Origin of the sequence: Anaerofustis stercorihominis DSM 17244 (assembly GCF_000154825.1) — a bacterium.
Lineage (GTDB): Bacteria > Bacillota > Clostridia > Eubacteriales > Anaerofustaceae > Anaerofustis > Anaerofustis stercorihominis.
In genome coordinates, this window is sequence record NZ_DS560019.1 from 943,364 (window position 1) to 970,000 (window position 26,637).

The 26,637-nt window shown below is 31.4% G+C and carries 20 protein-coding genes; 11 read left to right on the top strand and 9 right to left on the bottom strand.

Annotation, left to right across the window (positions count from 1 at the left end):
• Nucleotides 1-20: 20 nt before the first annotated feature.
• A complete protein-coding gene (locus tag ANASTE_RS09255) occupies nucleotides 21-497 on the top strand; it encodes a hypothetical protein (protein ID WP_007050756.1) in 477 nt (158 codons plus the stop codon).
• A gap of 29 nt (nucleotides 498-526) precedes the next feature.
• Here ANASTE_RS09255 and ANASTE_RS09260 read toward each other — a convergent pair whose 3' ends face one another.
• Genes ANASTE_RS09260 through recF form a run of 4 tightly spaced genes read right to left on the bottom strand, consistent with a single transcriptional unit; the run spans nucleotide 527 to nucleotide 6,682 of the window.
• Nucleotides 527-1,174, bottom strand: a complete 648-nt coding sequence (locus ANASTE_RS09260; protein ID WP_039945517.1) for a lactate utilization protein — start codon at nucleotides 1,172-1,174, stop codon at nucleotides 527-529.
• Between the two features lie 16 nt (nucleotides 1,175-1,190).
• Entirely contained in the window at nucleotides 1,191-3,659 is a 2,469-nt protein-coding gene (gyrA, locus tag ANASTE_RS09265; RefSeq protein WP_007050758.1) for a DNA gyrase subunit A, read from the bottom strand.
• A 12-nt stretch (nucleotides 3,660-3,671) separates the two neighbouring features.
• Nucleotides 3,672-5,582, bottom strand: a complete 1,911-nt coding sequence (gyrB, locus tag ANASTE_RS09270) for a DNA topoisomerase (ATP-hydrolyzing) subunit B (protein WP_007050759.1) — start codon at nucleotides 5,580-5,582, stop codon at nucleotides 3,672-3,674.
• Nucleotides 5,582-6,682, bottom strand: a complete 1,101-nt coding sequence (gene recF / locus ANASTE_RS09275) for a DNA replication/repair protein RecF (RefSeq protein ID WP_007050760.1) — start codon at nucleotides 6,680-6,682, stop codon at nucleotides 5,582-5,584. The genes gyrB and recF overlap by 1 nt, the downstream gene beginning before the upstream one ends.
• A 382-nt stretch (nucleotides 6,683-7,064) precedes the next feature.
• Here recF and ANASTE_RS09280 point away from each other — a divergent pair, with 382 nt between their 5' ends.
• The 7 genes from ANASTE_RS09280 to ANASTE_RS09310 all read left to right on the top strand — a co-directional run bounded on the left by ANASTE_RS09280 (nucleotide 7,065) and on the right by ANASTE_RS09310 (nucleotide 13,435).
• On the top strand, nucleotides 7,065-7,673 hold the full coding sequence (locus ANASTE_RS09280; protein ID WP_007050761.1) for a hypothetical protein: 609 nt from the start codon (nucleotides 7,065-7,067) through the stop codon (nucleotides 7,671-7,673).
• A gap of 169 nt (nucleotides 7,674-7,842) precedes the next feature.
• On the top strand, nucleotides 7,843-8,199 hold the full coding sequence (locus tag ANASTE_RS09285; protein ID WP_007050762.1) for an Asp23/Gls24 family envelope stress response protein: 357 nt from the start codon (nucleotides 7,843-7,845) through the stop codon (nucleotides 8,197-8,199).
• A gap of 22 nt (nucleotides 8,200-8,221) precedes the next feature.
• Entirely contained in the window at nucleotides 8,222-9,874 is a 1,653-nt protein-coding gene (locus ANASTE_RS09290) for a DAK2 domain-containing protein (protein ID WP_007050763.1), read from the top strand.
• Nucleotides 9,875-9,876: 2 nt separating this feature from the next.
• Nucleotides 9,877-11,904 carry an ATP-dependent DNA helicase RecG gene (gene recG, locus ANASTE_RS09295; RefSeq protein ID WP_007050764.1) on the top strand — a complete coding sequence of 676 codons (2,028 nt, stop codon included), beginning with the start codon at nucleotides 9,877-9,879 and terminating at the stop codon, nucleotides 11,902-11,904.
• Nucleotides 11,905-11,912: 8 nt separating this feature from the next.
• Complete coding sequence (rsmD, locus tag ANASTE_RS09300) at nucleotides 11,913-12,455, top strand: 16S rRNA (guanine(966)-N(2))-methyltransferase RsmD (protein WP_039945521.1); 543 nt, start codon at nucleotides 11,913-11,915, stop codon at nucleotides 12,453-12,455.
• On the top strand, nucleotides 12,456-12,941 hold the full coding sequence (gene coaD / locus ANASTE_RS09305; protein WP_007050766.1) for a pantetheine-phosphate adenylyltransferase: 486 nt from the start codon (nucleotides 12,456-12,458) through the stop codon (nucleotides 12,939-12,941). It abuts the gene before it with no gap.
• A 2-nt stretch (nucleotides 12,942-12,943) separates the two neighbouring features.
• Nucleotides 12,944-13,435, top strand: a complete 492-nt coding sequence (locus ANASTE_RS09310) for a BAR domain-containing protein (RefSeq protein ID WP_007050767.1) — start codon at nucleotides 12,944-12,946, stop codon at nucleotides 13,433-13,435.
• 24 nt (nucleotides 13,436-13,459) lie between these two features.
• Here the strand turns inward: ANASTE_RS09310 and ANASTE_RS09315 are convergent, their stop codons facing one another.
• From ANASTE_RS09315 to murI, 5 genes are read right to left on the bottom strand one after another with little or no spacing between them, the layout of a single operon-like run.
• Nucleotides 13,460-14,554, bottom strand: coding sequence for a nucleoside recognition domain-containing protein (locus tag ANASTE_RS09315; RefSeq protein ID WP_007050768.1), 1,095 nt, complete (start codon nucleotides 14,552-14,554; stop codon nucleotides 13,460-13,462).
• 14 nt (nucleotides 14,555-14,568) lie between these two features.
• Nucleotides 14,569-15,768, bottom strand: a complete 1,200-nt coding sequence (locus ANASTE_RS09320) for a nucleotidyltransferase (protein ID WP_007050769.1) — start codon at nucleotides 15,766-15,768, stop codon at nucleotides 14,569-14,571.
• A 1-nt stretch (nucleotide 15,769) separates the two neighbouring features.
• Nucleotides 15,770-19,285: a helicase-exonuclease AddAB subunit AddA gene (gene addA, locus ANASTE_RS09325; RefSeq protein ID WP_007050770.1), complete on the bottom strand. Its 3,516-nt coding sequence runs from the start codon at nucleotides 19,283-19,285 to the stop codon at nucleotides 15,770-15,772.
• Nucleotides 19,272-22,607: a PD-(D/E)XK nuclease family protein gene (locus ANASTE_RS09330; protein ID WP_007050771.1), complete on the bottom strand. Its 3,336-nt coding sequence runs from the start codon at nucleotides 22,605-22,607 to the stop codon at nucleotides 19,272-19,274. The genes addA and ANASTE_RS09330 overlap by 14 nt, the downstream gene beginning before the upstream one ends.
• 11 nt (nucleotides 22,608-22,618) lie before the next feature.
• Nucleotides 22,619-23,428: a glutamate racemase gene (murI, locus tag ANASTE_RS09335; RefSeq protein ID WP_007050772.1), complete on the bottom strand. Its 810-nt coding sequence runs from the start codon at nucleotides 23,426-23,428 to the stop codon at nucleotides 22,619-22,621.
• Between the two features lie 119 nt (nucleotides 23,429-23,547).
• Here murI and ANASTE_RS09340 point away from each other — a divergent pair, with 119 nt between their 5' ends.
• The 3 genes from ANASTE_RS09340 to lysS all read left to right on the top strand — a co-directional run bounded on the left by ANASTE_RS09340 (nucleotide 23,548) and on the right by lysS (nucleotide 26,468).
• On the top strand, nucleotides 23,548-24,423 hold the full coding sequence (locus ANASTE_RS09340; RefSeq protein WP_007050773.1) for a hypothetical protein: 876 nt from the start codon (nucleotides 23,548-23,550) through the stop codon (nucleotides 24,421-24,423).
• 78 nt (nucleotides 24,424-24,501) lie between these two features.
• On the top strand, nucleotides 24,502-24,975 hold the full coding sequence (gene greA, locus ANASTE_RS09345; protein WP_007050774.1) for a transcription elongation factor GreA: 474 nt from the start codon (nucleotides 24,502-24,504) through the stop codon (nucleotides 24,973-24,975).
• A gap of 17 nt (nucleotides 24,976-24,992) precedes the next feature.
• Entirely contained in the window at nucleotides 24,993-26,468 is a 1,476-nt protein-coding gene (lysS, locus tag ANASTE_RS09350; RefSeq protein WP_007050775.1) for a lysine--tRNA ligase, read from the top strand.
• Nucleotides 26,469-26,637 lie beyond the last annotated feature (169 nt).

Below are 26,637 nucleotides of genomic sequence, written 5' to 3' on the forward strand. Positions count from 1 at the left end.
CTTAAATTAAGGAGATATTGTTGAAAGTTAAAGTCAAGAAATCGAAAATAAAAAAGAAAAGTAAAAATATAATATCCAAAGATATTTTCTATGTTCAAGTTCCAAAAACCGAAATGCAATTATTTTATGCGATATCATTTACATGTATCCTTATAGGTCTTGTTTTTGTAGTGCTTAATAAAACTTTGATTATGATGTTATCTTTTAATTTAGCACTTGCTTCATTCATTTTCGGACTTATGTATATAAGTAAAAAATGGGAAATAAATGAAAAAAAATATACTATATATTACTCTTCAGCTCTAAAGGATGAAATATATAAAATATCTGATTTTACCAAAGTAGTGGTTTGTAAGGATGAAATGAAAATGTATATAGGTAACAATATAATATTTAAGATTAAAAAGTTTTATATTAATTATAAACGATTTTTTAATTTGATACAAAATAATGACAATATATTAATGCAGTGGGAGTCCAAAATAAATTATAAATAAAAAAGACCTTTTAAAAGGTCTTTTTATTTTTATAGTCCCAAACTATCATCGTTTACGAAGAATACTTTTATTCTGTCTTTGTTTCTTTGGAAACCTGTAAGTGTATAGAATATACAAATCTTATCCATACTCCTGCAGTTAGCACATCTGCCTAATTTCCTGCATGGTGTATCCATATTCAGTCTTTCACAGTTCATCGGAGCGGTTTGTTCTTTAACTCTGTCTATAGCTGCGTCGACATCCGATACTATTTTGTTTGGGCTCGCTATAACCACCACATTGTCGGGACCATATATAAGTGCTGATACTCTGTTTCCCGTACCGTCAACATTATACAGCTCTCCTTTTACTGTTATGGCGTTAGAGCTCATGAAATAGTAATCAACAAAGTTTGCTTCCATTGCTATCTGTCTTTTTTCTTCTTTGGTAGAGCCTTCTTTTTTTCTGTCTTTAAAGTCGTAGCTTTTGATCAGTTCTGTCAATCCATCGATCTGTTTGATCGTGTAACTACCGCCGAGGGCAGTAGTGGAACCTTCGGGAACCATTTCTTTTACTGCATTCAATAATTCTTCTTTACTTTCAAAGTATCTTGCGTCCATGTTGTTTCTTTTAAGAGCGTCAATAGTCGTAAGTATTTTTTGTTTATTTATTTTTTTAATACTTTCATTATAATCCATTTTATTCATCTCCTAATTATTCTTCATCAGGATCATCTATTTCTTCATCCTGAGAAGGAACTTTAGCAATAGTTGAAATATTTACGTCTTCATCAAGAGTCATAACTTTTACTCCGGATGTACTTCGACCCATTTGGGAAATCCCGCTTGTATCTATTCTTATTACAGTTCCGTCTATACTTATAACCATTATATCGTCTTTTTCTTTTTCTATTACACACATTCCTGAAAGTGCTCCGGTTTTCTTTGTGAGTTTATAATTAAGAACACCTTTTCCCGCTCTTCCTTGTGTAGGATATAAGTTGGTTTTTGTTATTTTTCCGTAACCTTTTTCTGTAACAGACAGTACATAAGCATTATCGGTGGCTATATCCATTCCTATTAAATAATCATCGTCTTTTAAACTTATACCTTTAACTCCTTTGGATACTCTTCCGATAGCTCTTACATCTGCTTCATTGAACTTGATGGCAAGACCTTTATGTGTTCCGAGGATTATGTTTTGATTGCCGTCTGTTAAAGATACTCCAATAAGCTCATCGTCCTCTGCAAGGTTTATTGCTACGATACCGTTTTTCCTTGAAGAATCATATTCTGTTAAGCTTGTCTTTTTAAATACCCCGTTTCTGGTTGCCATTACAAGGTATTCGTCATCTTTGAATTCTTTAATAGGTATAACTGCGGTTATCTTTTCTCCCGGATCCAACGCAAGCAGATTTACTATTGCCGTACCTTTTGCTATCCTTGATGCGTCAGGTATTTCATAACCTTTGAGCCTGTATACTTTACCTTTGTTCGTAAAGAACATTATATAGTGATGTGTAGTTGTAAAGAATAGATGTTTAACGAAGTCGTTTTCTCTAGTAGAGAGTGCCGTAACACCTTTTCCGCCTCTCTTTTGAGTCTTATAAGTGCTTGCAGGAAGTCTTTTTACATATCCGACATGAGTTATTGTAACTACTATGTCTTCTTCTTCTATCAAATCTTCCATATCGAAGTCTTCATCGTCTACTTCAAATGCCGTTCTTCTTTCATCTCCGTACTTATCTTTTATTTCGCTAAGTTCTTCTTTGATGATGCTCATTACAAGTTCGTCACTTGCAAGAACGCTTTCCAAGTATTCGATTGTTTTAAGAAGTTCTGCATATTCATTTTCAAGTTTTTCTCTCTCTAAGCCCTGCAGTCTTCTAAGTCTCATGTCGACGATAGCTTTTGCCTGTACTTCGGAAAGATCAAATCTTTCCATTAATTTTTCTTCTGCGTCGTTATAACTTGCTCTTATAATTTTGATTATTTCATCAATGTTATCAAGAGCGATGAGAAGACCTTCAACTATATGTGCTCTGGCTTTTGCCTTCTTTAAATCATATTCTGTTCTTCTTACGATTATATCTTTTTGATGATTTAAATAATGTACTAATATTTCTTTTAAGTTTAGTACTTTAGGTTGGTTGTCTACCAGTGCAAGGTTTATTACGCTGAACGTATCTTGAAGCTGAGTATACTTATATAGCTGATTTAAGATAATAGAAGCATTTACATCTTTTCTTAAGTCTATAGCAACTCTTATACCGTTTCTGTCGGATTCGTCTCTGATATCTGAAATACCGACTACTTTCTTATCTCTTACCAAATCAGCGATTTTTTCAACCATTTTGGCTTTATTTACCATATAAGGTATTTCTGTTACTACTATTCTTTGTCTTTTTTTGCTTATTTCCTCTATATGAGTTTTACTTCTAAGTTTAATTCTTCCTCTTCCCGTAGTGTAGGCATTATATATGCCTGTTTTACCCATTATGATACCGCCTGTGGGGAAGTCCGGACCTTTGACATATTTAATCAAATCATTTATCTCAATATTTGGATTTTCTATTAAAGCAATTATCGCATCGACAACTTCTCGTAAGTTATGAGGAGGTATGTTTGTTGCCATACCTACTGCGATACCGTTTGAACCGTTAACCAGTAAGTTAGGAAATCTGCTTGGCAGAACAACCGGTTCTTTTAATGTTTCATCGAAGTTAGGAGCATAATCTACGGTTTCTTTGCTTATATCTCTAAGCATTTCACCTGTCATTTTGGTCATTTTAGCTTCGGTGTAACGCATGGCAGCCTGGCTGTCACCGTCAATGGAACCGAAGTTACCGTGTCCGTCTACAAGTGGATATCGCGTTGAGAAATCCTGTGCAAGTCTAACCATTGCATCATATATCGAACTGTCGCCGTGAGGGTGATACTTACCCATTGTGTCCCCAACGATTCTGGCGCTTTTTCTGTAAGGTTTATCATATGATAGATTAAGTTCGGACATAGAATATAATATTCTTCTATGTACCGGCTTTAAACCGTCTCTGACATCGGGAAGGGCTCTTCCTACGATTACGCTCATGGCATAATCTATATAGGAGGTTTGCATTTCTTCGACTATGTCACGGTCTTCTATTCTTCCATGTATATCTTGAATTTCTTCTTTTTTTGCCATTATTTATACCTCCTATATATCTAGGTTTTGAACCTTTCTTGCATTTTCGGTTATGAAGTCTTTTCTTGGCTGTACTTGGTCTCCCATTAAAATAGAGAATATTTCATCCGCATATGCGGCGTCATCGATACTTACTTGAAGAAGAGTCCTGTTTTCAGGGTTCATAGTTGTATCCCAAAGCTGTTCGCCGTTCATTTCTCCAAGACCTTTGTACCTTTGAAGACCTATCTTATCTCTTCCGATTTCCTGAAGCTTTTCTTCAAGCTGTTCATCGGAGTATAAGTACCATACTTTCTTTTGTTTTTCAAGTTTATATAGAGGCGGCTGAGCGATGTATACATATCCCGCATCGATAAGTCCTCTCATATAACGATAGAAGAAAGTAAGTAATAATGTTCTGATATGAGCACCGTCGACATCGGCATCGGTCATTATTACGATTTTATGATATCTTGCTTTTTCGATATTAAATTCTTCGGATATTCCAGTACCGAAAGCAGTGATCATGGAACGAATCGTGTCTGTATTTAAAATCCTATCCAGTCTTGCTTTTTCAACGTTAAGGATCTTACCTCTAAGAGGTAAGATAGCTTGAGTTTTTGAGTTCCTGCCAAGCTTTGCACTACCTCCCGCTGAATCCCCTTCGACTATATAGATTTCACATTTGGAAGGGTCTTTTTCTCTGCAGTCTGCTAGTTTACCCGGAAGAGCGGTACTTTCAAGTACACTTTTTCTTCTTACCAAGTCTTTTGCTTTTCTTGCTGCTTTTCTTGCTCTTTGAGCCGTCAACGCTTTTTCAACGATAATCTTTGCTACCGGTGGATGTTCTTCGAGATAAGATGAAATATTATCTCCTACTGTAGTATCAACATATCCTCTTACTTCCGGATTACCGAGTTTTGTTTTTGTTTGTCCTTCGAATTCAGGGTCAGCAAGTTTTACGCTTATTACTACGCAAAGCCCCTCTCTGATATCATCTCCGGATAGGTTTTCCTCATTGTCTTTAAGGATGTTATATTTTCTTGCATAAGCGTTTATACTTCTCGTCAAAGCTGTTTTAAATCCGTTTACATGCATACCGCCTTCAACAGTATTTATATTGTTTGCAAATGAATAAATACTTTCGGAGTAGCTTGTGGAAAACTGCATGGCAACTTCCAGCATACATACATCGCTTTCTTTTTCGAAGTAAATCACTTCAGGGGTTAATTTTTCTTTGCCTCTGTTTGCATAATCTACAAATTCGATGATACCGCCTTCGTAGTGGAAAGATTCTTCCTGATCTTTACCTTCTCTTGTATCTTTTAAGGTAATATTAAGACCTTTATTCAAGAATGCAAGTTCTCTTATCCTATGTTTTAAAGTGTCATAATTGAAAACAAGTTCGCTGAATATTTCTCCGTCCGGCTTGAAGAATACAGTCGTACCTGTTCTTTTTGTTTTCCCTACCACTTCAAGTCCTGTAATAGGCTTTCCTCTTTCGTATTTCTGCTCGTAAACTTGTCCGTTTTGATAAACATTTACGGTTAAATGTTCTGAAAGAGCATTAACTACAGATACCCCAACACCATGAAGACCGCCTGATACTTTATATGTACCCGAGTCGAATTTACCTCCGGCATGAAGCATCGTAAGCGCTATTTCCACGGCAGATTTTTTATACTTTTCATTCATTCCCGTAGGGATACCTCTACCGTCATCCTCTACTGTTATCGTGTCACCTTCTCCGATGGTAACAACTATATTTTTACAAAATCCGGCTAAAGCTTCGTCTACACTGTTATCTACTATTTCGTAAACTAAGTGATGAAGTCCTTTTTCCCCGGTGCTGCCGATATACATTCCGGGTCTTTTTCTAACGGCTTCCAAGCCTTCTAATACTTTGATTTTACTAGCATCATAATTGCTGTTTTGTTTAGCCACTATTTACCTCCCATTAAATTCCCTTTTTCTATTTTATATATTTTATAATCATCTATATCTTCTAAAAAAGAGTAATTGACACAAGTTATAAATGATTGTGTGTCCTTAATTAAGTTTAAGATTTGTTTTTGTCTGAATTTGTCTAAATCACTCATCACATCGTCCAGTAAGACGATAGGATAGTCATCAAATTTATCATGTAATAATTTGATTAAAGATAATTTCATGCAGAGTGAAATACTTCGCTGCTGACCTTGAGAAGCAAATTTTTTTGTATCAAGGTCGTTTAGAAATATATTTATATCATCATGATGAACGCCGATGGTTGTTGAGCCTTTCATCAAGTCATCATTTCTGGAATTCTTTAATGCTTTTTTATATAAGCTTTTTATATCCTTTAAATCCTTTGCATTTTCAAGTACATTTGAAGAATAAAAAAATCTTACTTCTTCATCTTTGCTTACTTCCTTATTTAATTCATTGGTGATTTTTTCTATTTTTTTTAATACGTTTATTCTGATTTTTATTATATCGCTTCCGATTGTATATAAAGTCTCATCATAAACTTCAAGTAAGCTGGACGCTATGTTCCTTTTTGAATAATCCCTAAGGATGGCATTCCTCTGTTTGAGTGCTTTATTGTATTTTCTTAAAGCACTGTGATAACTTGGGAATATATGGCTTATGCTTTCATTTAAAAACTTTCTTCTGTCCGCAGGATACCCTTTTATGATCTTAAGATCCTCGGGAGTAAACATTACCAGGTTGTATTCTCGTAAAAGTTCTGTCCTGCTTTTTATGGGCGAAGAATTTATTTCATATTTTCTTTTATCTTTTATTACACATTTGATAAAAGTATCTATATCGTCTTCTTTTATGACTTTAGCAGAAATAAGGGAAAAGTCTTCTCCGTTTTTTATAAAATTGGAGGTGTTTTTCTCTCTGTGAGACATTCCGTTTAAAGTTAAAGAAAGGGCTTCTAAAAAATTAGTTTTGCCCTGTGCGTTTTTCCCATAAAAAATATTATACTTTTTATTGAAGGAAGTATTTATTTTTTCTATATTCCTAAAATTCGTGATCTCAATATTTTCTATATACATATAAAAAAACCCCTTTAGGTTTTATAAAAATATTATAGCATATATTGCTTTTTTTTGCTAGTATTTTAGCTCATAAAAGCCCGTATTTTAAACTTTTTTAATAGTTTCAAGAAGGACATTTGGGTATATGTATTTTTTTTCTTAAAAAGCCTGTGAAAAAGAGTCGAAATATTTATAAAAATAGATAATAAAAACTGAAACAAGGATTTTCAAAATCATATTTTAATTAGATAATTTTATTATTTTCTATGATGTTTTTAATTTAATCTCAAATATCTTATAATCAACAAAAAATAAATCACTTATTTTAAATATAATATTTGATTAAATTATATTTTATTATATAATAGTTAAGATAATTTACGAAAACGGAGTCGAATTTATGAAGAAATTTCTTAAAGAATCAAGTTTATTTTACGGAGTAGTGGCATTATTATCTTTGATATTATTTTCAAGACCTTCAACCTTTGGTACTCTTACTGCACAGCAATTAGATTCAATCGGAGGTATTTACGGATACTTTGCGGTATCTTCCGCATTGCTTCTTGTAAGTTTGATAATTATGAGTTATCTTCATTCCAAAGTTAAATATGGTTCTATTAAAAGCATTGCCGATAACAGATTTACAAGAATAAATAATATAGTAAATGTGGTAATGTTATTGGGCTTCTTGATTTTAGCTATAGGATGTATATTTGAAGTTCCTAAGTTATGCAGTATTATGGGCGTAGGGTTTATAGGTGTTTTAACGGGTGAGAGTAATTTAAGCTTTACGGTGCTCGGTTTGTTTATTTATATTTTATGTTTCATATATGCCATAATAGGTGGGAAGGTATCCGAATCGGATCTTCCGAGCAGACGAAGAAGCGTTAAGCTGGTTAAACTTAAAGTATCAGAATTTCTAATGATGTTTATTCAGCATGTACCTTCGGTTATATCTACCATCGTTTTAATAACATATCTATTATCTTTATTGAATTTTGCAAAATAAAGTATATTTTATCAAAAGAAGAGATTTCCTCTTCTTTTTTATTGTTTAATTGTCTATGTTATGATATATTACCTTTGAAATAAATAAAAAAATAACAAAAGTTTAATTTTTTTAAAATCTTATTATGATATAATAAAGGTAAATATAGTTAATTAAGGAGATAATTTTAATGTACGCTAAAATGACGGATAATATAGGAGATGTAAATATCTCTACAGAAATCATTGAACAAATGGTTGGGCTTTGTGCCATGGAATGTTTCGGTATTGTCGGGATGGCAAGCAGAAGCGTTACCAACGGGATCATAGAACTGTTAAAAAAGGAAAACCTTAGAAAAGGTGTCAAGGTAGTAGATGAAGACGGAAGACTTGTTGTTGATATTTATGTTATTGTTGAATTTGGCGTGAAAATTGTTACTGTTGCTGAAAATTTGATAGATACTGTAAAATATAATATAGAAAAACAAACGGGACTAAAAATCAAGAAAATCAATGTTCACGTTCAAAGCGTAAGAGCTAATCAATAAAATAACTACGAGGTTTTAGGATATGATAGATGCAAGTATGTTTAAAAAAGTGTTAAAAGGCGCTTATGCCAATTTGGAAAACAATAAACAAATGGTCAATAACCTAAATGTTTTCCCTGTTCCGGACGGAGATACCGGAACGAATATGTCTCTTACCGTTAAGACAGCGGTAGAAGAGATGAGTAAAGTAACGAGCGATAAAATAGGAGATGTTGCCGCAAGTATGTCAAGCGGTGCTCTTATGGGTGCCAGAGGAAACTCGGGAGTTATTTTATCTCAGCTTTTCAGAGGTTTTGCCAAAGGTTTAAAAGACGTTAAAGAGATAGATATCGATTCTTTGATAGGTGCATTTGAACTTTCTACTAAAATGGCTTACAGAGCTGTTATGAAGCCTACCGAAGGAACGATACTTACCGTTGCAAGAGAAATGAATGAATTTGCAAAAGAACATGGAAAGAGTTATTCCAATGTGGAAGAATTTGTTTCTCATGTACTCGATGCGGGAGAAAAATCTCTTCAAAATACTCCAAACTTACTACCTGTTTTAAAAGAAGCGGGAGTTGTGGATGCCGGAGGAAGAGGGCTTCTTTGTTTATTTGAAGGTGCATTAAAGGTACTTAGAGGCGAGGAAGTTATATTCATTGACGTTGAAGAAGTAGAAAAGGAAGAAAGCGGAGTAAAGGGTTTTGAAATCGATTCTTCCGATATAAAATACGGATACTGCACTGAATTTTTAATTAAAGTTCATAAAGAAAACTTAAAATATGAAAGTGCTTTGACAGCAGCTTTAAAAGATAAATTGACTCCTATCGGCGATTCGCTGGTTGCAGTTCACGATAATGGTATCATAAAAATCCATGTTCATACAAATGTTCCTTGGAATGCGATGAAAATGGCAGCAACATGCGGAGACCTTTCCAAGATAAAGATAGAAAATATGCGTGAACAGCATAATGAAATAATCGTTAAGAGCGAAGAAGAGAATAAAAAAGAAGAAGAAAAATATTCATCGGAAGAAAAAGACTATATCTTTATAGGTGTCGCTGCGGGAAGCGGTATGAGTAAAATTTTGAAAGACCTTGGTATGGATTATGTTATCGAAGGAGGTCAGACAATGAACCCTTCAACTCAGGATTTCCTTGATATAATAGATAACACCAACGGTAAAAATTATATCTTAATGCCTAATAATAAGAATATCATTATGGCGGCAACTCAGGCAAAAGAAATAAGCGAAAAGAATATCGAAGTTGTTAAAACAAGGACCATTCCGGAGTGTATAGCAGCTCTCATGGTATTTGAACCTGACTCAAGTATTGAAGATAATGCAGAAAATATGAGTGAGGCTATGGAAGAAGTAAAAACGGGACAAGTAACTTTTGCTGTAAGAGATACGAGCATAGGCGAAAAGAAAATATCCGAAGGTGATATTTTAGGTATATTAGGTTCAGATATAGTTGCCGATACAAAAGATATAAGTGAAGCGACATTAAGTTTGATCGATGAAATGGTAGATGATGACAGCGAACTTATAAGTATTTATTACGGAGAAGATGTAAAAGAGGCAGATGCCGAAAAAATAGGTAAATTGGTTGAAGAAAAATATTCCGACTTAGATGTTGAAATAACATACGGAGGACAGCCTTTATATTATTATATTGTTAGCGTAGAATAAAAATGAGTTATAAATTAAGCGATTTAAAGGGTGTTGGAGAGAAAAAAGAACAAGCTTTAAATAGTATGGGGATTTATACCTTAGAAGATTTACTCGACTATTATCCCAGGACTTATGAAGTTGTAGGTGATATAACTTCTATAAGTAAAGTAAGACCCGGAACAAAAGCTTTGGTAAAATGTACTTTTTTGGAAGCTCTTAAAACCAGGATAGTTAGAAAAAATTTAAAAATAACAAAGATTAAATTCTTAAGCGAAGGTAGTATTTTTTATGCTACCTTCTTTAATAATCCATATATATATTCTTATTTTAAAAAAGATGTTGAGTATAAACTATATGGAAAAGTAGAGAGGAACGGAAATTACCTTGAAATAGTATCTCCAAAGTATTCGAAATTAGAAGATAATGTTTCGATCAAAAACGGACTTAATCCGATTTACCCACTATCTGCAAAAAATAAACTTACGAATAAAGATTTTAAAAAGTTCATATTATCCGCCCTGACTAAAATAGATATCATAGATTATATTCCTTATGATATAAAAAAGGAATATGGTCTTATTTCGCTTGATGAAGCATATAAAAATATTCATGAACCCAAAACACTGGAAGATACTTTAAAAGCCAATGAGAGAATGACTTTCGATGAATTCTGCGGATTTAATTTATCTATTATTTTAAATAAAAATTTAAACCTTGGTAAAAAGGGAGAAATATTTGAGGTAATAAATAAAGATAAATTTATGAATTTGCTTCCTTTTAAACTGACTCCTTCGCAAAATAAAGTAATTTCCGAAATCGAAGAGGATTTAATGTCAGGAGTTAAAATGAATAGGCTGGTTCAAGGGGATGTTGGGAGCGGAAAGACAATAGTTGCTCTATATTCAATATACTTGGCTATCACAAATGGTTATCAGGCAGCTTTTTGTGCTCCAACCAAAATACTTGCAATGCAGCATTTTGAAAGTATAAAAGAGATATTTGATAAACTTGATGTTAATGTTGAATTATTACATTCCAAAATGACGGCTAAGGAAAAGCGGGAAGCTTATGAGAGAATAGAGAGTGGAGAAAGTAAAATAATAGTGGGGACTCATGCGGTATTCTCAACTAAAGTAAAATATAATAATCTGGGGTTGGCGGTCATAGACGAACAGCATAGGTTCGGTGTGGCACAGAGAGGATTTTTAGATAAAAAAGGAGAGAGTGTGCATACTCTTGTTATGAGTGCAACTCCAATCCCTAGAACTCTTACGCTAAGTATATATAAGGATTTGGATGTAAGTATCATTGATAAAAAACCGGGAAACAGAAAAGAAATAAAAACGTATTTTAAAGATTATTCATATTATGACAGGATATATAGATTTGCACTTAAGGAAATAGCTAAAAAAAATCAAGTATATGTTGTATGCCCTTCAATAGACAGTGATGATTTGGAGGCAGCGGAAAAAACTTATAAAAAATTAAAAAAAACATACTTTAAAAATGTAAATGCTGCTTTGATACATGGGAAAATGGATGAAGAAGAAAAAGAAAAAATAATGGAAGATTTCTATAAAGGTGAAATAAGTGCTCTTATCGCTACAAGCGTAATAGAAGTAGGGATCGACAGTAAAGACGCAACACTTATAATAATAGAAGGTGCTGACAGGTTCGGGCTTGCGTCACTTCATCAGCTGAGAGGGAGAGTGGGAAGAAATGATAAAGATTCTTACTGCATACTTTTAAGCGAAAATCCAAGTAAAAAAAGTATTGAACGTCTTAATTTCCTATCAAAAAATAATGACGGGTTTGAAATCGCCTTGTTTGATTTAAAAACGAGAGGAAGCGGAGATATCCTCGGTTACCGACAAAGCGGTAAGGGCGGATATAATATATATAAATTAATCGAAAACAGCGAATTATTCAATAAATCCAAAATGGCAATGGATAAAATATTGAATGATGATAATGAAGTGAACCGAAATTATTTGAAATATATAAAAAATAAGTATAATAATGTTACAAAAGATATTACGTGGAATTAGAGGTAAATATGAGAGTAATAGCAGGAAAAATGAGAGGGACCAATTTAGAAAATCCCAAGGACAGAAGAGTAAGACCAACCACAGACAGGATAAAAGAAGATTTATTCAATATAATCATGCCTTATATACCTGATAGCTTATTTTTGGATTTATTTGCCGGAAGCGGAGCAATAGGAATAGAAGCTATAAGCAGAGGGTGTAAAAAAAGTATTTTTGTAGATAATAATATGGACAGCTTTCGTCTGATTAAGAAAAATATAAAAAAGACTAAGTGCATAGATCAGAGCACCGTAATAAAAAAAGATGCCATAAGCTTTGTAAATACCACAAAGGATAAGTTTGATGTCATATTTTTGGATCCGCCATATAATTATGAAAAACTAAAAAATTTGATAGAAAATATCGTTAAATGTGATATACTATGTAAAGATGGGATATTGATTGTCGAACATGATAAAAATATACCTCTTGAGCCGGTTGAAAAATTGGTTAATATAAAAACAAAGTCTTATTCTCTTACAAGTATTGACTTTTTTGTTACGGAGGATTAAATGAAGAAAGCAATATATGCAGGAAGCTTTGACCCTATTACCAGCGGTCACGTTGATATAATAAAAAGAGGGGCAAAAGTTTTTGATAAAATATATGTGGTACTTATGGAAAATACCACAAAATCTCATTTGTTTTCGCTTGACGAAAGAGTCAGATTTCTTAAAGAGAGTATAAAAGACTTGGGAGATAGAGTTGAGGTCGATGTTTATACCGGTCTTATTGCTGATTACTGCAATATAAAAGATACTTATATTTTAATAAGAGGTCTTAGGGCTTTAACGGATTTTGAATATGAGTTTCAAATGGCGACCATAAACAGGAAACTCAACAAGGAAGTAGAAAGTGTATTTTTTGTTGCAAGTAATGAATATACATATGTTTCTTCAAGTAATATTAAACAGATTGCGGAATTTGGAGGAGATGTTTCTACTATGGTTCCTGAATGTGTTAATAAAGCACTTATAGAAAAATATAAGGGAGAGTAAATATGAAAGTATTGGAATTATTGGATAAACTTCAAGATTTAGTTGAAAATGGTGCTACTGTTCCTTTTTCTACAAAGATTATTGTGGATCCAGATGAGGTCCTTGATTTATTGGATGAAATCAGAGCTGAAATGCCGGGAGATTTAAAAGACGCAATAAGAATAAATGAACAAGAAAAAATGATTATAGGCAATGCGGAAAGAGAAGCAAACAAAATCATGAATGCCGCAGAAAGAAAAGTTAAAGAGCTTATCGATTCTGATGAAATTACCAGAAGTGCATACAATAAAGCAGAAGATATGCTTAAAAAGGCTAATACGGAATCGCTTAACATGAGGATAGGTTCCATAGAGTATTCTGCCGCAATGCTTAAGGATCTTCAAGATAAATTAAGGGATATGATCAATGTAGTGGAAGATAATAAAGTAGAGCTTAAAGAACTTAGAAAATCTGCTACAAATTCGAGACCGCCGGAAGTAAGAGAAGAAAAATAATTAGACTTTAAAAGAGATATGAAATCATATCTCTTTTTTTATTAAAGTTATAAGGGTTATTAAAGTAAAAGTATATACCGTTACAAATATCAACGAAGATGTTAAGTTAAACATAAATGGTATTTTCATTCCTATATTAAATGTAAGTGTTGTATCTCTAATGAAAATAAAGCTCAATAAATATGATATTCCTCCCGATATCAAACCAAGGGATAGCTTTGATAATAGATATTTGCCTATGCTTAAATCAGTGTTTGAAATGAATGAAATACACTGCATATTCGCACATAAGCCTCCAAATGACAAAAGGAAAGTTATTACACCTATCATAATAGGAGCAGAGATAAAATTAAGTTCGCTCAGTCCTTTGATACCTATTGTCATTTCCATAATGCCTTTAATAAAATTAGATAAAAACATATTGAGTTTAAAAGGAAGGATATCCAGATTAGTAAGTAGAGTAGTATCCATTAGATTTATAACAAGAGAAAAAAACATTATGTATCCCAGTACGTTTATTAGGGTATCCATGCTGTTGCTTACGCTTTCTGCAAATATCTTTCCGATGTTATAATGCTTTTTATATGTTTGTTTATTTGAACTTAAAAGGGTATGATTTTCTCTTTTAAAAAATAATCGAGCATATATAAACAGTGCCATATAAATGCTTGGAAGTATTATGAGACCGGCTTTTGGAAGATTTAAAAATGCGGTTGCTACCGTTCCAATGACAAATATAGGTCCCGGTGTCGAGCAAATTGAAATAAGTTTATTTGCTTCGTTATATGAAAGCTGATTATTTAAGTACATTTCACTAACTGTTTTGCTCCCTATAGGATAACCCGAAATCATGCTTGTAATAAGAGGATATGCACCTTTACCGCTTAATTTAAAATATTTAGACATGAACGGAGAGAATATCGTTGCCATATATTTTGCGTAGTCTAATTTGAAAAACATATTGGAAAGTACAAGAAAGGGAAATAAAGAGGGGAGTACACTGTTAAAAAACAGCAGACCGCCTTCTTTGACCGCAGCCATAGCTGTTTTTGTTTCTATAAATAAATATATTAAAATCGTCATTAAAATTATAAAATATAAAAAATTTTTCTTTTTCATATTTTAAATATATGTTACTTGTCCTTATAAAATGCCATTTTATAAAAGTCAAGATTAAATTTATCGTGGTTTACATTATATATATTATCCGCTTTAATATTTTTCTTGATTATTTCAATATCCACATCATTTAATTTGTTTATATCTTTATTATAATTATTAAATATTTTTATATCATTATTCTTTATCTGTTTTAATAATTCTCTTCCGTTATCATTAAACCCCAATACTTTAATAAACTTAGGAGTATGGGTTTTATATTTATTAAGTTCATCCTTGGTGTAGTTTGTAAGTATATGGATTAAAATCCTTCTTATCCTGTTCTTTGTATATCTTTTGGTAGATACTTTGTCGAGTAAGTCTTTTACATTTTTACTATCAAAAATATTCTTATAAATTCTGTTATTAAGACCTATTTCCATATCCGCGTATTTATATAGGTCTTCACTGTCCATTGATAAAATAATGTTTTTTATAGTGATAAAACAATCATCTATGATTTTAGAATTAGATTTATTCAGATTTAAATAATATTTGATAGAGTTACCGGGAACATAACTATTTATATCCTCTCCCGATAGTATTTTTTCTCTGATCCCAAATGCGCTCAGAAACTGATTATTACTGTCTGTACTCTTGTATGAAGCAGTTCTTTTTATTGGATAAGGTTTTATATTTGATTTTAGCTTTATAAGTTCTTTAATATACTCCATTGCCAAAATATTGTTGGGAGAACTCATAAAAGAAGTGTCAATATCCAATATATCTTTAACCGCATTTTCTCTGGATAATATATAAGAATATCCTTTGTTTAAATACTCTTTAAGTTTAACTTTATATTCTTCACTTTCTTTTAAAAGAAAATTGCAGACCGATATTATTTCTTTTAATTTTTCACTGTCTTCCATTCCAAAGCATAAATGGTCTATTATACCTAAACTATTTAAAATCCTGACTGCGGAAGAAGAAAAGATTTCTGCTGTGGAGCATGCATAAACAAAAGGGAGCTCAATAACTAAATCGGCGCCGTTATTAACGGTGATTTCCGATTTTTTATATTTATCGATTATCGATAACTCTCCTCTTTGAGTATAGTTGCCGCTCATTATGCAAACTACATTATCCGCATTCAGTTCTTTTTTTACCTTTTCAATCTGATATTTATGACCGTTATGAAAAGGGTTATATTCACTGACTATTCCGACAGTCTTCATGTTAAACCTCTTCTATTTCATTTTTACTTAAAAAGTATATGTAGCTGTGCTTTACATTTTTATTCATCAAAGTAGATATAGCTCTTTTATAATAGTTTAGCTGTATTTCAAATCCTTTTAGAAGTTCTTTCTTCTCACTTTCATTATTGTAATGATTTGTTTTATAGTCTACGAGTATCATAGCTCCGTCTTTTGTTTCAAACGTTAAATCTATAATTCCCTGAACAAGAATTTCTTCTTCGCTATCCTTCCACTTTTCAGATATATCCTTTGCTTTTAAGGCTAAGTTAAACGGAAGTTCCCTGTATATTTTTTTAGAGTGTATCAATTCTTTTCCTATATTGCTATCAAAGAAATTATAAATATAATTGATGTCTATATTATCGACTTCTTCTTGTTTAATCATTTTTTTATTTATAAATTCTCTGATTTGAGTATCTATTTCTGCTTTTATATTTTCAGTTTTTTTTAGTTTATCTATGTCAATTATTTCGAATATAAAATGGATGATGTTTCCTTTTTCTGCACTTGAAAGGACCGATTTTTCTTGTTTAAATTTCGGTGCTTCACTTAAGTTTATCACATTGTTTCCCACTTCCAGCAAATCTACGTTTTTAAGACTGCTCACTCCTGCTTTTCTTGGGATAGTGGTATTTACTATATTTTTATACTTGAAGTTTAAATCATCTTTGATTTTATTTATAATTTTATCATCTAAATAAAAATCATCATCTTTTTGATTAATATAGCTTGTTGATAACTCTGTTAATAAGTCTTCTATTTTGTTATTATATACTATGAAATTATTATCTTCGTAAATGATATTATTCTCTTCTTCGTATATTTTATTTGGTAAGATCCCCTGCATTATCCATTCTAAATACGAATTGGAAAATTCTACGGAGTATGGTGTTATATTGCTCGGCAGGTTATCAATGAGTTTCTTTGTGTCTTTTGAATATGCGGTAAGTATCAGTTTTTCTTTAGCTCTTGTTAAAGCAACATATAAAAGTCTCATTTCTTCGCTTAATATTTCATTGTTTTCAACTATTTTTGCACAAATCTTAAATATACTGTCTACTTTATACTTGTTATCCAAATCAATTAACGAAGGGCATATTCCCAAATCCTTGTTTAACATTATAGGTTTTTTTGTGTCAAGCATATTAAACATTTTGTGACATCCCATTAAAATGACTATCGGGAACTCAAGACCTTTGCTTTTGTGTATGGACATAAAGTTTACGCTGTTCTCGCTGTCTTCGCTGAAAGCATATCCGCTTTCGCTTTGAATTTTGGCGTAGTCCATGAAGTTGATAAATCCATATAATCCTTCATTTGAAAAACTTTCATATTCATTAGCTTTTATGAGCAGTGTCTTCATATTATTGACTCTTATATTTCCGAAGGGAAGAGCGCTCATATAATCCATTATATTTGTTTCTTCATAGATGTTTGATATTAAATCCGGGACTGATGTATATAGACTTCTATCACTGTAATCATTTATTACTTTAAGCATATTTTTTACTTTATCTTTTAAAGTTATATTTACATTTTCTTTATTTATAAAAGACATTATGCTTTTGTAGTAATGACTTTCTCTAGTGGAAATTTTTATTTCCAACAATTCGTCTACTGTGAAATTAAATATCGGACTTCTCATTACTGAAAGAAGGGTAATGTCATCTTTAAAGTTGTTTATTATGCTCAGGAAGTCTTTGATAGTTTCAATTTCAAGGGTCTTAAAATATTCTATTTCTTTTTCGCTCGTTACCGGAATGGAGTATTTATTGAATATTTCTTTAACGTTTTTAATTCGTGTGTTTGCACTTCTGTGAAGAATACATATATCGCTGAACTTAACTTTTCTGTATTCTTTTAATTCGGGATCGTAGATATCGGTACCGATAAGGTTATTTATCATCAATGCGATATAGGTTATTTCGTTTTCTTCTGTGCTGAGTTCACTTAACTCTGAGTCAAAGGAGTCAACACCGGCTGTATCCTTATTGATAAGATGAACTTCGATTTTACTTTCTATTTCTTCATCTCTGCCGGCTATTAACCGTTCATTTTCATCATAGTTTATTTTTCCTGTTTTTTTAGACATTATCTTTTCAAATAAAGTATTTATACCGGTTATTATATTTTTATTTGTCCTGAAGTTGGTATTCATATAAACGGTTTTGTTTATTTTTTCATCTTTCTTATAATTTTTTATTCTATCTAAAAATATTTCCGGTTCTGCCTGCCTGAAACGATATATACTTTGTTTCACGTCTCCGACGGTAAATAGATTGTTTTCTTTTATTACCTTATTGATTATAGCTTCCTGAACGAGGTTTGTATCCTGATATTCATCGACGAAAACATAGTCAAACTTTGATAATATTTCTTCTCTGGCTTTTTCGTCTTCAAGTATTTTAAGACATAAATGCTCGGTATCTTTGAATTCAAGGACTCCTTTTTCGGATTTTAAATGGGAGTAATATGCATCAAAATCAATGATTGCCTGCTCAATGGTTTTCATATGAGGATAAAGCTCATGAACTACATCTATAATATCTTTATAATTAAAAGTTAAAATATTTAATGCTTTTTTTAGTATATCCTTACTTTCGTTTCTAAGATTTTGAACTTCTGCCTTTTCTTCTCCTTTTAATCCTCCCGCTTTAAACCTTTTAAATATATCGGCGGGTTTTAAGGTGATAAATTTTTCTAAATTATTTATCAAAAGATTTTGTGTGTTTTTAAGCCCGTCCAGATCCATATTTAAAATTTCCAGTAAATCGTCATTTGCTTCATATCTAATTGCTTTATCTTTAGCCTTAGATGAATAATTGAGTGCCAAAGATAAATATCCGTTTATCTTATCTTTGATTATGTCTATAAACATACTATTTTCTATATCATTGAAATCATCGTTAAATAAATCCACTTTTTCTCTCAGCCATTTAAATGGATTTGGTCTGTTGTATATAAAGAAATATATTTCTTTTAAAATGTTTTTAAATTCTTCTTCATCGGCATTAAAGGAATAAGATATGGAAGTATTTATAAAATCCTTATCTTCTTTTTTGTATCTATCTTCAAAAAGCATGTCAAATGCTTCATCCATGAGTATATTTGCATTGGTTGAATCTATTATTTTGAATGCCGGATCTACATCCACAAGGTGATAATACTCCCTTATTACGCTTATGCAAAATGAGTGGAGAGTAGATATATTGGCTTTTTCAAGATTTGAAATTTGGTCAAACAGATATCTTTTATCATTGTTTTTTTCTTTTATTTTGGAATAAAGAAGTTTTCTTATTTTTTCTTTCATTCCGCTTGCCGCTGCATTTGTAAAGGTAACTACAAGAAATTTATCTATATCTGTTTTTTCTTCTAACATCAACCTTATTATCCTGTTAGTAAGGATCGCTGTTTTTCCGCATCCCGCTCCTGCACTTATAAGGAGGTTTTTATTATCTGTGTTGATAGCATCACTTTGGCTTTTAGTCCAGTTCATTTTCTGCCTCCTTTGATAATAATTCCTTTATTTCTTTATTAGATAAATTGCTAAGTTTATTATAGTTATTATCTTTAAAGCATGTATCAAATTTGCAAATATTATTATACTTGCACCATTCACAAGGTGTAGAGTTGTTTTTATCCATATAAGGATGAATTTCTATTTTACCCTCTGCTATGTCGTCTATTATTCCCTTTGCTTTGTTCTTTGTATGAATGATTAAATTTGAAAAGTCCTCGCTTGAAAGCATGTTTGTTTTATCTCTGTTGACCTTGATGGAGTTCTTATTATTATCGATTTTATCCATTAATTCTTTATCATCCAAAACTACTCCGTCAAGTTTATTCTCTTTTACCGCTTCTTTTATTTCTTCAAATGAAGATGAGTTTTTTATATTTTCTATAGGAGGTGTGATTTTAAAATAGAAAGCCCCTGCAGGTTTTTTGTCATCATTATTTGTTGAGGCAGTCAAATATATGGGCAGCTGCATACTTATGCCATAGTAACTTTTTATAAAATCAAAAGTGGCATTTCCTGTTTTATAGTCTATTACCTTAACATATCTTCCCTTATCGTCTTCGTAAGTATCTACTCTGTCTATTATTCCGTGAATAGTCATTAGGTGATTTTTATTTGTAACGATTTTTATTGCTCCTTCATTTTCTTCGCTGAATTTGCTTTCCGTAGATGTTATTTTAAAGTTACTCCTATTAAGCTCCGATATAATAGTATTTAAAGAGTAAGAAGCATTACGAAGAAGCTTATTTTTAAAGTAAGCACTGTTAATTATATTTTTAAACTTTCCGGAAGAATACTTATCTATTATCTCACTTGTTATATCAAAAGAGATTTTTTCAACTTCTGCTTTTTCTATATTTTCCGGCTTTATTTCTTTATCTATTATCTTTCTCGAAAATTCCGATATGATTTCATGGAGGATATTTCCTATATCCGGTTTATTTATTTCATTTTTCTTTCTTTCTTTAGGTTTAAGTGCATAAGAAACAAAGTAACTGAAAGGACATTTTGCATAGGTTTCCAGTCTGCTTATACTTGTTACTATTTCACCTTTATATATTTCATCTATTAATTTTTTATTTTTTATTACGGCTTTGTTGTTAAAGGATAATGCACTGTTCATAATATCTATCAAGTACTTGCCTTTATCATCTTCTTTATATAAGTCATACAATGTATCCCATAGAGTATTTACTTTATAACTGCTGTTTTTATGCAGTTTATTGTTTAGTAAATATTTAAATGTTGCTTCATAATTGGATATTAAACTTAAGTTATCTTCAAAGTTGTTTTTATCGAGAGTTTTAACTTTAAGTTTAGGCATTGTATCCTGAATTTTAAAGATAATGGAACTTGGAAGGAGTTCGTCTCCGTTAGAACCGGTAATAGGATATGAAAGAAAAATCTTCTTTTCGGTTTTTAATATTACGCTTGTCAAAAAATATCTTTCCTCATCTATTTTGTACTGTTCCGTAGTCCTTAAATTAATACCTTCATTGATAGCCTTAAGTTTTTCTTTGTTTGAGAAGATACCTCCTGAATTTGAGAAGTTGCTTGGAAGCACTCCATCATTTACTCCCAAAATAAATAAATATTTGATTTCACTGCTCCTGCTCCTCGATAGGCTTGCTATATTTACGCTGTCGATGGTCGAGGGGATGATACCTATTTTAAGTGCGTTAAATCCGCTTTCCAATACTTTGGTGTACTCGCTTAATGAGAGTTCTTCATTTCCCAGGAAATCATAAATTTGTTCCAGTGCGGTAATTATACTGTTGTGAATTTGAGCATATTTATTCGCATTTTCAAAGTCCTCTTTATATTTAAATTTGTTTACGAGAGTAATGATTTTTTCATATAACCCGAATTCTTCCAGGAAATCATAAAAGATATTTGTTATTTCTTTGACCGATGTTTTATCTTTTAAATCATTTCTCAGAGTAATTAAAGGCAACATCAATTCATCTTTTTTTTCATTCAAATAAGCCAAGTCATATTCATTATCCGGATTATTTCTTTTAAAATCAGCTGTCCACATAGTTCCTTTGATACCGAATTCGAGAGCGTAATTTTCAAAAGTTTCTATATCGGTTTTGGATAAGTCTGTCAAGCCTGTCTTTAAAAAGGATATAATGTCGTGTGTTTTGAAGTTTCCTTCTACTATATTTAATATTTTTAAAATGCCTCTAAGTATATTGGTATCCATTATACTGGTCGTATTATCCAGAAAAAAGCTGATATTATGCTTCTTGAATGTCTCGCTTATTATTTCTTTATAAGTATCATAATCAGAAGGCAGTACTTGAATGTCTTTAAAGTCCGCATTTTCTTCTTTTATCAATTTAAGTATATTAAGAGCTGTCATCTCAACTTCTTCATATATCGTGGAAGCTTTAAAAATTTCTATATTATTGATTTCGTCATCAAAGGTTTTTGTGTCGTATGAAAATATATTGTCTGCTAGGAATTTAATATCTTTTTCTTTCTCGTCTTCTTTATCTATTTCGGTGACAACTTCTTCATCGTTATTTTCTGCAAGTTTTTTTAATTTGTATAATGTATCATCAATTATTCTATATGATTCATTATTGGTATCTTCTTTCGTGTTGGTTGTAAAAAGAAAAGTTTGATTTATGTTCTTCTTTGAAATAGCCTCAATAAGGCTATACACGTTTCTGTCAAACCCTTCAAATCCAAAATAATAAATACCGGTATTATCTAAAAATCTTACATTATCAAGTACGGAACTTGCATATAAAGTTATATCGTCAAAATCAATAAAATCATCAGATAGGAAATCATTATAAGCTTTATATATTTTATGTATATCCAAAGACTTTTTATAAAAGTAATCTTCTTCGTTTTTATTATTAAAATTATCCGGGTTTAAATCTTCGCTTGCCACATTACTCTTTTTTAGCTCGCTGAATAATTCACTTAAGTTTTCGTTGAAAGATGCTTTGTTTGTTAAAGATTTAAAGCATGTGAGTTCGTTTTTTAATTTATTTAAGATAACTTTGATTATCATACTTTTCCCGCTGTCATCAAGCACGGGAGGCATTTCGCTTCTTGTCTTTGACAGTATTCTGTTTGTAAGCCTTTTTATACTAAGTACTTCAATATCAATAAGTCCCTTTGCACTTAGTTTATCCGTAAGCATTCTTTCTGCTTCTACGGTAAATTGTTCGGGGACTAAGAAAAATATTTTATTCACATTTTGATTTTCAAGTTCATTTCTGATATCTTTGCTTGCTTTAAAAAAAGCTTTTTCTTCAATATAACTTAGTATGATTTTTATCATTATCGTTATCCTTAATCATTTTCAAAGAGTTTTATTTTTTCAAGTTTGTCGATGTTGATTTTAAGTCTTTTAATATAAGAGACAAATTCCAGTATATCAGCTGTAGTATAAAGGGTCTTATGACTTGTTCCGTTATCTTTTAGTAAATCTTTATCTTTTAAATATTTCCTTACGTTTTCCACCATTTGCTCTGCAGGGTCAAGTAAGGTCAAATCATTATATATATCATTTATTTCCTTTTCTATTATAGGAAAATGGGAACAGCCCAATATCAAATTTTTGACATTTTTCTCTTTATCAATAATAGGTTCTATACATTCTTTGATAAGCTGATTTAAAAGAGGTTTGTTTTCTATTTGACTATCTATTACTTTTGGCAGTCTCGTAGAATCATTTGATATTATATTTATATCTTTATTTAATTTATGTATCTCTTTATTGTATGAGCCGCTGTTTACCGTTGCTTTTGTTGCTATAAGTCCTATTAAATCAACATTTGTTTCACTTGATTTTTTTGTTGCTAATTCACTTCCCGCTTTTACTATACTAAATATAGGGACTTTTGAAGTAAGTTTTTCGATATGAGAAGAAATCGTGTTGCAGGCGAGCAGGACCGCCTTTACATCTTGTTCTTCCAAATAACTTATCATTTTATTTGCAAGTATTATTATTTCTTCTTCGCTTTTGTTTCCGTATGGCATTCTTTTTGTATCGCCCAAATATATTATATTTTCATTAGGCAAAAGTCTTTCGGTTTGTTTGAAGACTGTAAGTCCACCCACTCCGCTGTCCAGTATACCTATAGGTTGATTTTTATTCATTAAAATATGACCTCTTTATGTAAAATTTTTAAATATTCTCAGTGATTATTCTATCACAAAAAACATAACATTAAAACAGATATAAATAATATGATTTATAGTAGTTACAGGGAGTGAATATGAAATTTTTTTATGTTTTTAATTATGATATATATAAAAAGGATTTTGTTTTGACTAAAAAAGAGTTATTTATAAACAAGTTATATAAACTATTTTTTGGATATTCTAAAATGATAGATCCTTCGGATATTAAAGATAATAGCTTTAAATTGATTGGAAAGAGTTTGTTCGTCAGTAATGACGAAATAATAAAAGGACGTAATCTGGATAGAATTAATAAATTAATCGAAGAAGAAGATATAAAATTCCTTTGTTTGGAAAGTGATGTTGACTCGGAAATATTTAAAGATATCAGTTTGATGATATTAAACGGAATGGAACTTCGTTTTAAAGTCTTATTTGAAAAGGCAAAAAAGATCATTGAGTATCCCGATAAAACTCAAATTGGTTTAATGATAGACGGCAAGTCAAATTATGAATACATCAAAATGATTTGTGAATATTTTCCACTTGTTATTTTCTTTGTTAATAATCCTTATTTAGGAGATAATATCTCAGGTAATATTTTAAATGATATTGGAAGCAGTATATATGTAAGTAAAGATATAAATTCTTCTAAAAGCTGCGAGTTGATATTTGATTTAAGCAGTGAAACATTCAGTGATAAAATAAACATTATAAAAACTGATAATTATATTTCACTGTATAAAAATAAAGAGATAGTAGAGGCAAAACGAAAAATCAATAATGTAAAAGTTAGATGCCCAAATATTATTATTGAAAGAAGCAATGTTAAAAATTTAGAATTATCTTTCGTGGAAGCTCTTATGTATGAGGATAAAGTAGTAAAAAGTAAGAATGACATAATAAATGTAGATATGGATAAATATTTATATGAAAAATGTTTTAAAATGATTTTTTTTAATGAAGAGTAATACTTGACAGGAATGTCCTTAGTATTTATAATATACAGATTGATTGAGAATTAGAAATAAAAATTAAGAGGTATCAAAATGGCTGATAAAGAAGTAATTTTATCAAAAAAAGGATATAAAGAATTAGAAGAAAAACTGAATTATCTAAAAGATGTAAAAAGACACGAAGTAGCATCTAAGATAAAAGCTGCCAGAGAATTCGGGGATTTAAGTGAAAATGCCGAATACGATGAAGCAAAACAGGAACAAGGTTTTATAGAAGGGGAAATAAGAGAAATCGAATATAAACTTAAAAATGCGGTTATATTTGATGATGCCAATAAAGCAAGCGGTGTAGTTTCTCTCGGAAGCGATGTTAAAGTATATGATACTGACTTTGATGAGGAAGTTGTTTATACTATTGTAGGCAGTGAAGAAGTTGATTTGGACAATAACAAAATATCCAATGAATCACCTATCGGAAGTGCTCTTCTCGGTAAAAAAGTCGGTGAAATTGCAAAAGTTCAAGTTCCTGACGGTATAGTGGATTTAAAAATATTGGAAGTTAAATAATAAGGTAGGGGAAAAGTATGAGTGATTTCTATGATAACGCACCTGAAGTAGTTAAAGTAAGAATTGATAAATTTAATGAATTAACCAATGACGGCAAATATCCATATAAAGAAAGCAGATTTGAATATAATGCTTACTGTAAAGATATTAATGAAAAGTTTGAAGAATATGAAGGTAAGAAAGTAAAGCTTGCCGGAAGACTTATGTCCAAAAGAGGTCAGGGAAAAGTAGGTTTTTATGACCTTATGGATTCAAGCGGCAGAATTCAGCTGTTCATAAAGAAAGATGTGGTAGGCGAAGATGAATATGCTTTGATAAAAGCATATGATATTGGAGATATTCTGGGCGTTGACGGTGAAGTATTCAAGACTCAAAGAGGTCAGATCTCCGTTAGAGTAGAAAAAGTCATATTACTTAGCAAATCAATACAAGTTTTACCTGAAAAATTTCATGGATTAAAAGATCCTGAACTCCGATACAGGCAAAGATATGTTGATTTGATAATGAACCCTGAAGTAAAAGATGTATTTTTAATGCGTTCAAAAATCGTTAAATGTATGAGAGATTTTATGGACGGAGAAGGATTTGTTGAAGTTGAAACTCCTGTTTTAGGCACTTTGGCGGGAGGGGCTAATGCTAGACCTTTTATTACACATCACAACACATTGGATATCCCTATGTATATGAGAATAGCTACCGAACTGCCTTTAAAGAGATTGGTAGTAGGTGGTTTTGATAAAGTATATGAAATCGGCAGGATATTCAGAAATGAAGGAATGGATGCAACACATAATCCTGAGTTTACAACAATGGAGTCATACCAGGCATATGCGGATTTTAATGATGTAATGAATATGAGCGAAAAAATGTATGAATATATTGCAAGTAAAACTTTGGGTACAACCAGTGTTGAGTTTGGTGATAACGAAATATCACTTAAAGCACCGTTCAGAAGAGTAAAAATGGTTGACCTTATCACCGAAGAAACCGGTGTGGATTTTGATAAAATAACAGATATAGAAGTAGCAAGAGAAGAAGCTAAAAAATTAAATGTAGTACCTGAAGAAGAATGGGGTATTGGTAAAATAATAGAAGAAGTGTTTGAAGAGCATTGTGAAGCAAAGTTGATACAGCCTACTTTTGTTACACATCATCCTGTGGAAATTTCTCCGCTTGCTAAGAAGTGTATGGATGACGACAGATACACTCAAAGGTTTGAACTTTTTATAGCAGGTCACGAATACTGTAACGGATTTAGTGAGCTTAACGACCCATTTGATCAAAGAGAAAGATTTGCGGCTCAAATGGAAAAGAAAGCAACAGGGGATGATGAAGCTCATCCTTACGATACCGATTTTATTAATGCACTTGAAGTTGGACTTCCGCCTACGGGAGGAGTTGGTTTTGGGGTAGACAGGTTGGTTATGCTTCTTACCAATCAAAGTTCTATAAGGGACGTGATTTTATTCCCGACAATGAAACCGGTAGAATAAATTTAATTATAAAAGGATCTTTAATAGATCCTTTTTTTATTTTTTTATATTGAAACTATGTATAAAAAACTAAATTAAGGGTAATGATTATTAGTGAACTATTAAATACACGATAAAATATAAAAAAATATAAAATAATTTTTTTGAAAAAAACTGCAAGTTTTTATGA

Bases quoted from the DNA above. Each gene is read 5' to 3' on its own strand.
- ANASTE_RS09260 (WP_039945517.1), bottom strand. From the start codon at position 1,174: ATGGATTATAATGAAAGTATTAAAAAAATAAATAAACAAAAAATACTT.
- gyrA (WP_007050758.1), bottom strand. From the start codon at position 3,659: ATGGCAAAAAAAGAAGAAATTCAAGATATACATGGAAGAATAGAAGAC.
- recF (WP_007050760.1), bottom strand. From the start codon at position 6,682: ATGTATATAGAAAATATTGAGATCACGAATTTTAGGAATATAGAAAAA.
- ANASTE_RS09280 (WP_007050761.1), top strand. From the start codon at position 7,065: ATGAAGAAATTTCTTAAAGAATCAAGTTTATTTTACGGAGTAGTGGCA.
- ANASTE_RS09285 (WP_007050762.1), top strand. From the start codon at position 7,843: ATGTACGCTAAAATGACGGATAATATAGGAGATGTAAATATCTCTACA.
- ANASTE_RS09290 (WP_007050763.1), top strand. From the start codon at position 8,222: ATGATAGATGCAAGTATGTTTAAAAAAGTGTTAAAAGGCGCTTATGCC.
- recG (WP_007050764.1), top strand. From the start codon at position 9,877: ATGAGTTATAAATTAAGCGATTTAAAGGGTGTTGGAGAGAAAAAAGAA.
- rsmD (WP_039945521.1), top strand. From the start codon at position 11,913: ATGAGAGTAATAGCAGGAAAAATGAGAGGGACCAATTTAGAAAATCCC.
- coaD (WP_007050766.1), top strand. From the start codon at position 12,456: ATGAAGAAAGCAATATATGCAGGAAGCTTTGACCCTATTACCAGCGGT.
- ANASTE_RS09310 (WP_007050767.1), top strand. From the start codon at position 12,944: ATGAAAGTATTGGAATTATTGGATAAACTTCAAGATTTAGTTGAAAAT.
- ANASTE_RS09315 (WP_007050768.1), bottom strand. From the start codon at position 14,554: ATGAAAAAGAAAAATTTTTTATATTTTATAATTTTAATGACGATTTTA.
- ANASTE_RS09320 (WP_007050769.1), bottom strand. From the start codon at position 15,768: ATGAAGACTGTCGGAATAGTCAGTGAATATAACCCTTTTCATAACGGT.
- addA (WP_007050770.1), bottom strand. From the start codon at position 19,285: ATGAACTGGACTAAAAGCCAAAGTGATGCTATCAACACAGATAATAAA.
- ANASTE_RS09330 (WP_007050771.1), bottom strand. From the start codon at position 22,607: ATGATAAAAATCATACTAAGTTATATTGAAGAAAAAGCTTTTTTTAAA.
- murI (WP_007050772.1), bottom strand. From the start codon at position 23,428: ATGAATAAAAATCAACCTATAGGTATACTGGACAGCGGAGTGGGTGGA.
- ANASTE_RS09340 (WP_007050773.1), top strand. From the start codon at position 23,548: ATGAAATTTTTTTATGTTTTTAATTATGATATATATAAAAAGGATTTT.
- greA (WP_007050774.1), top strand. From the start codon at position 24,502: ATGGCTGATAAAGAAGTAATTTTATCAAAAAAAGGATATAAAGAATTA.
- lysS (WP_007050775.1), top strand. From the start codon at position 24,993: ATGAGTGATTTCTATGATAACGCACCTGAAGTAGTTAAAGTAAGAATT.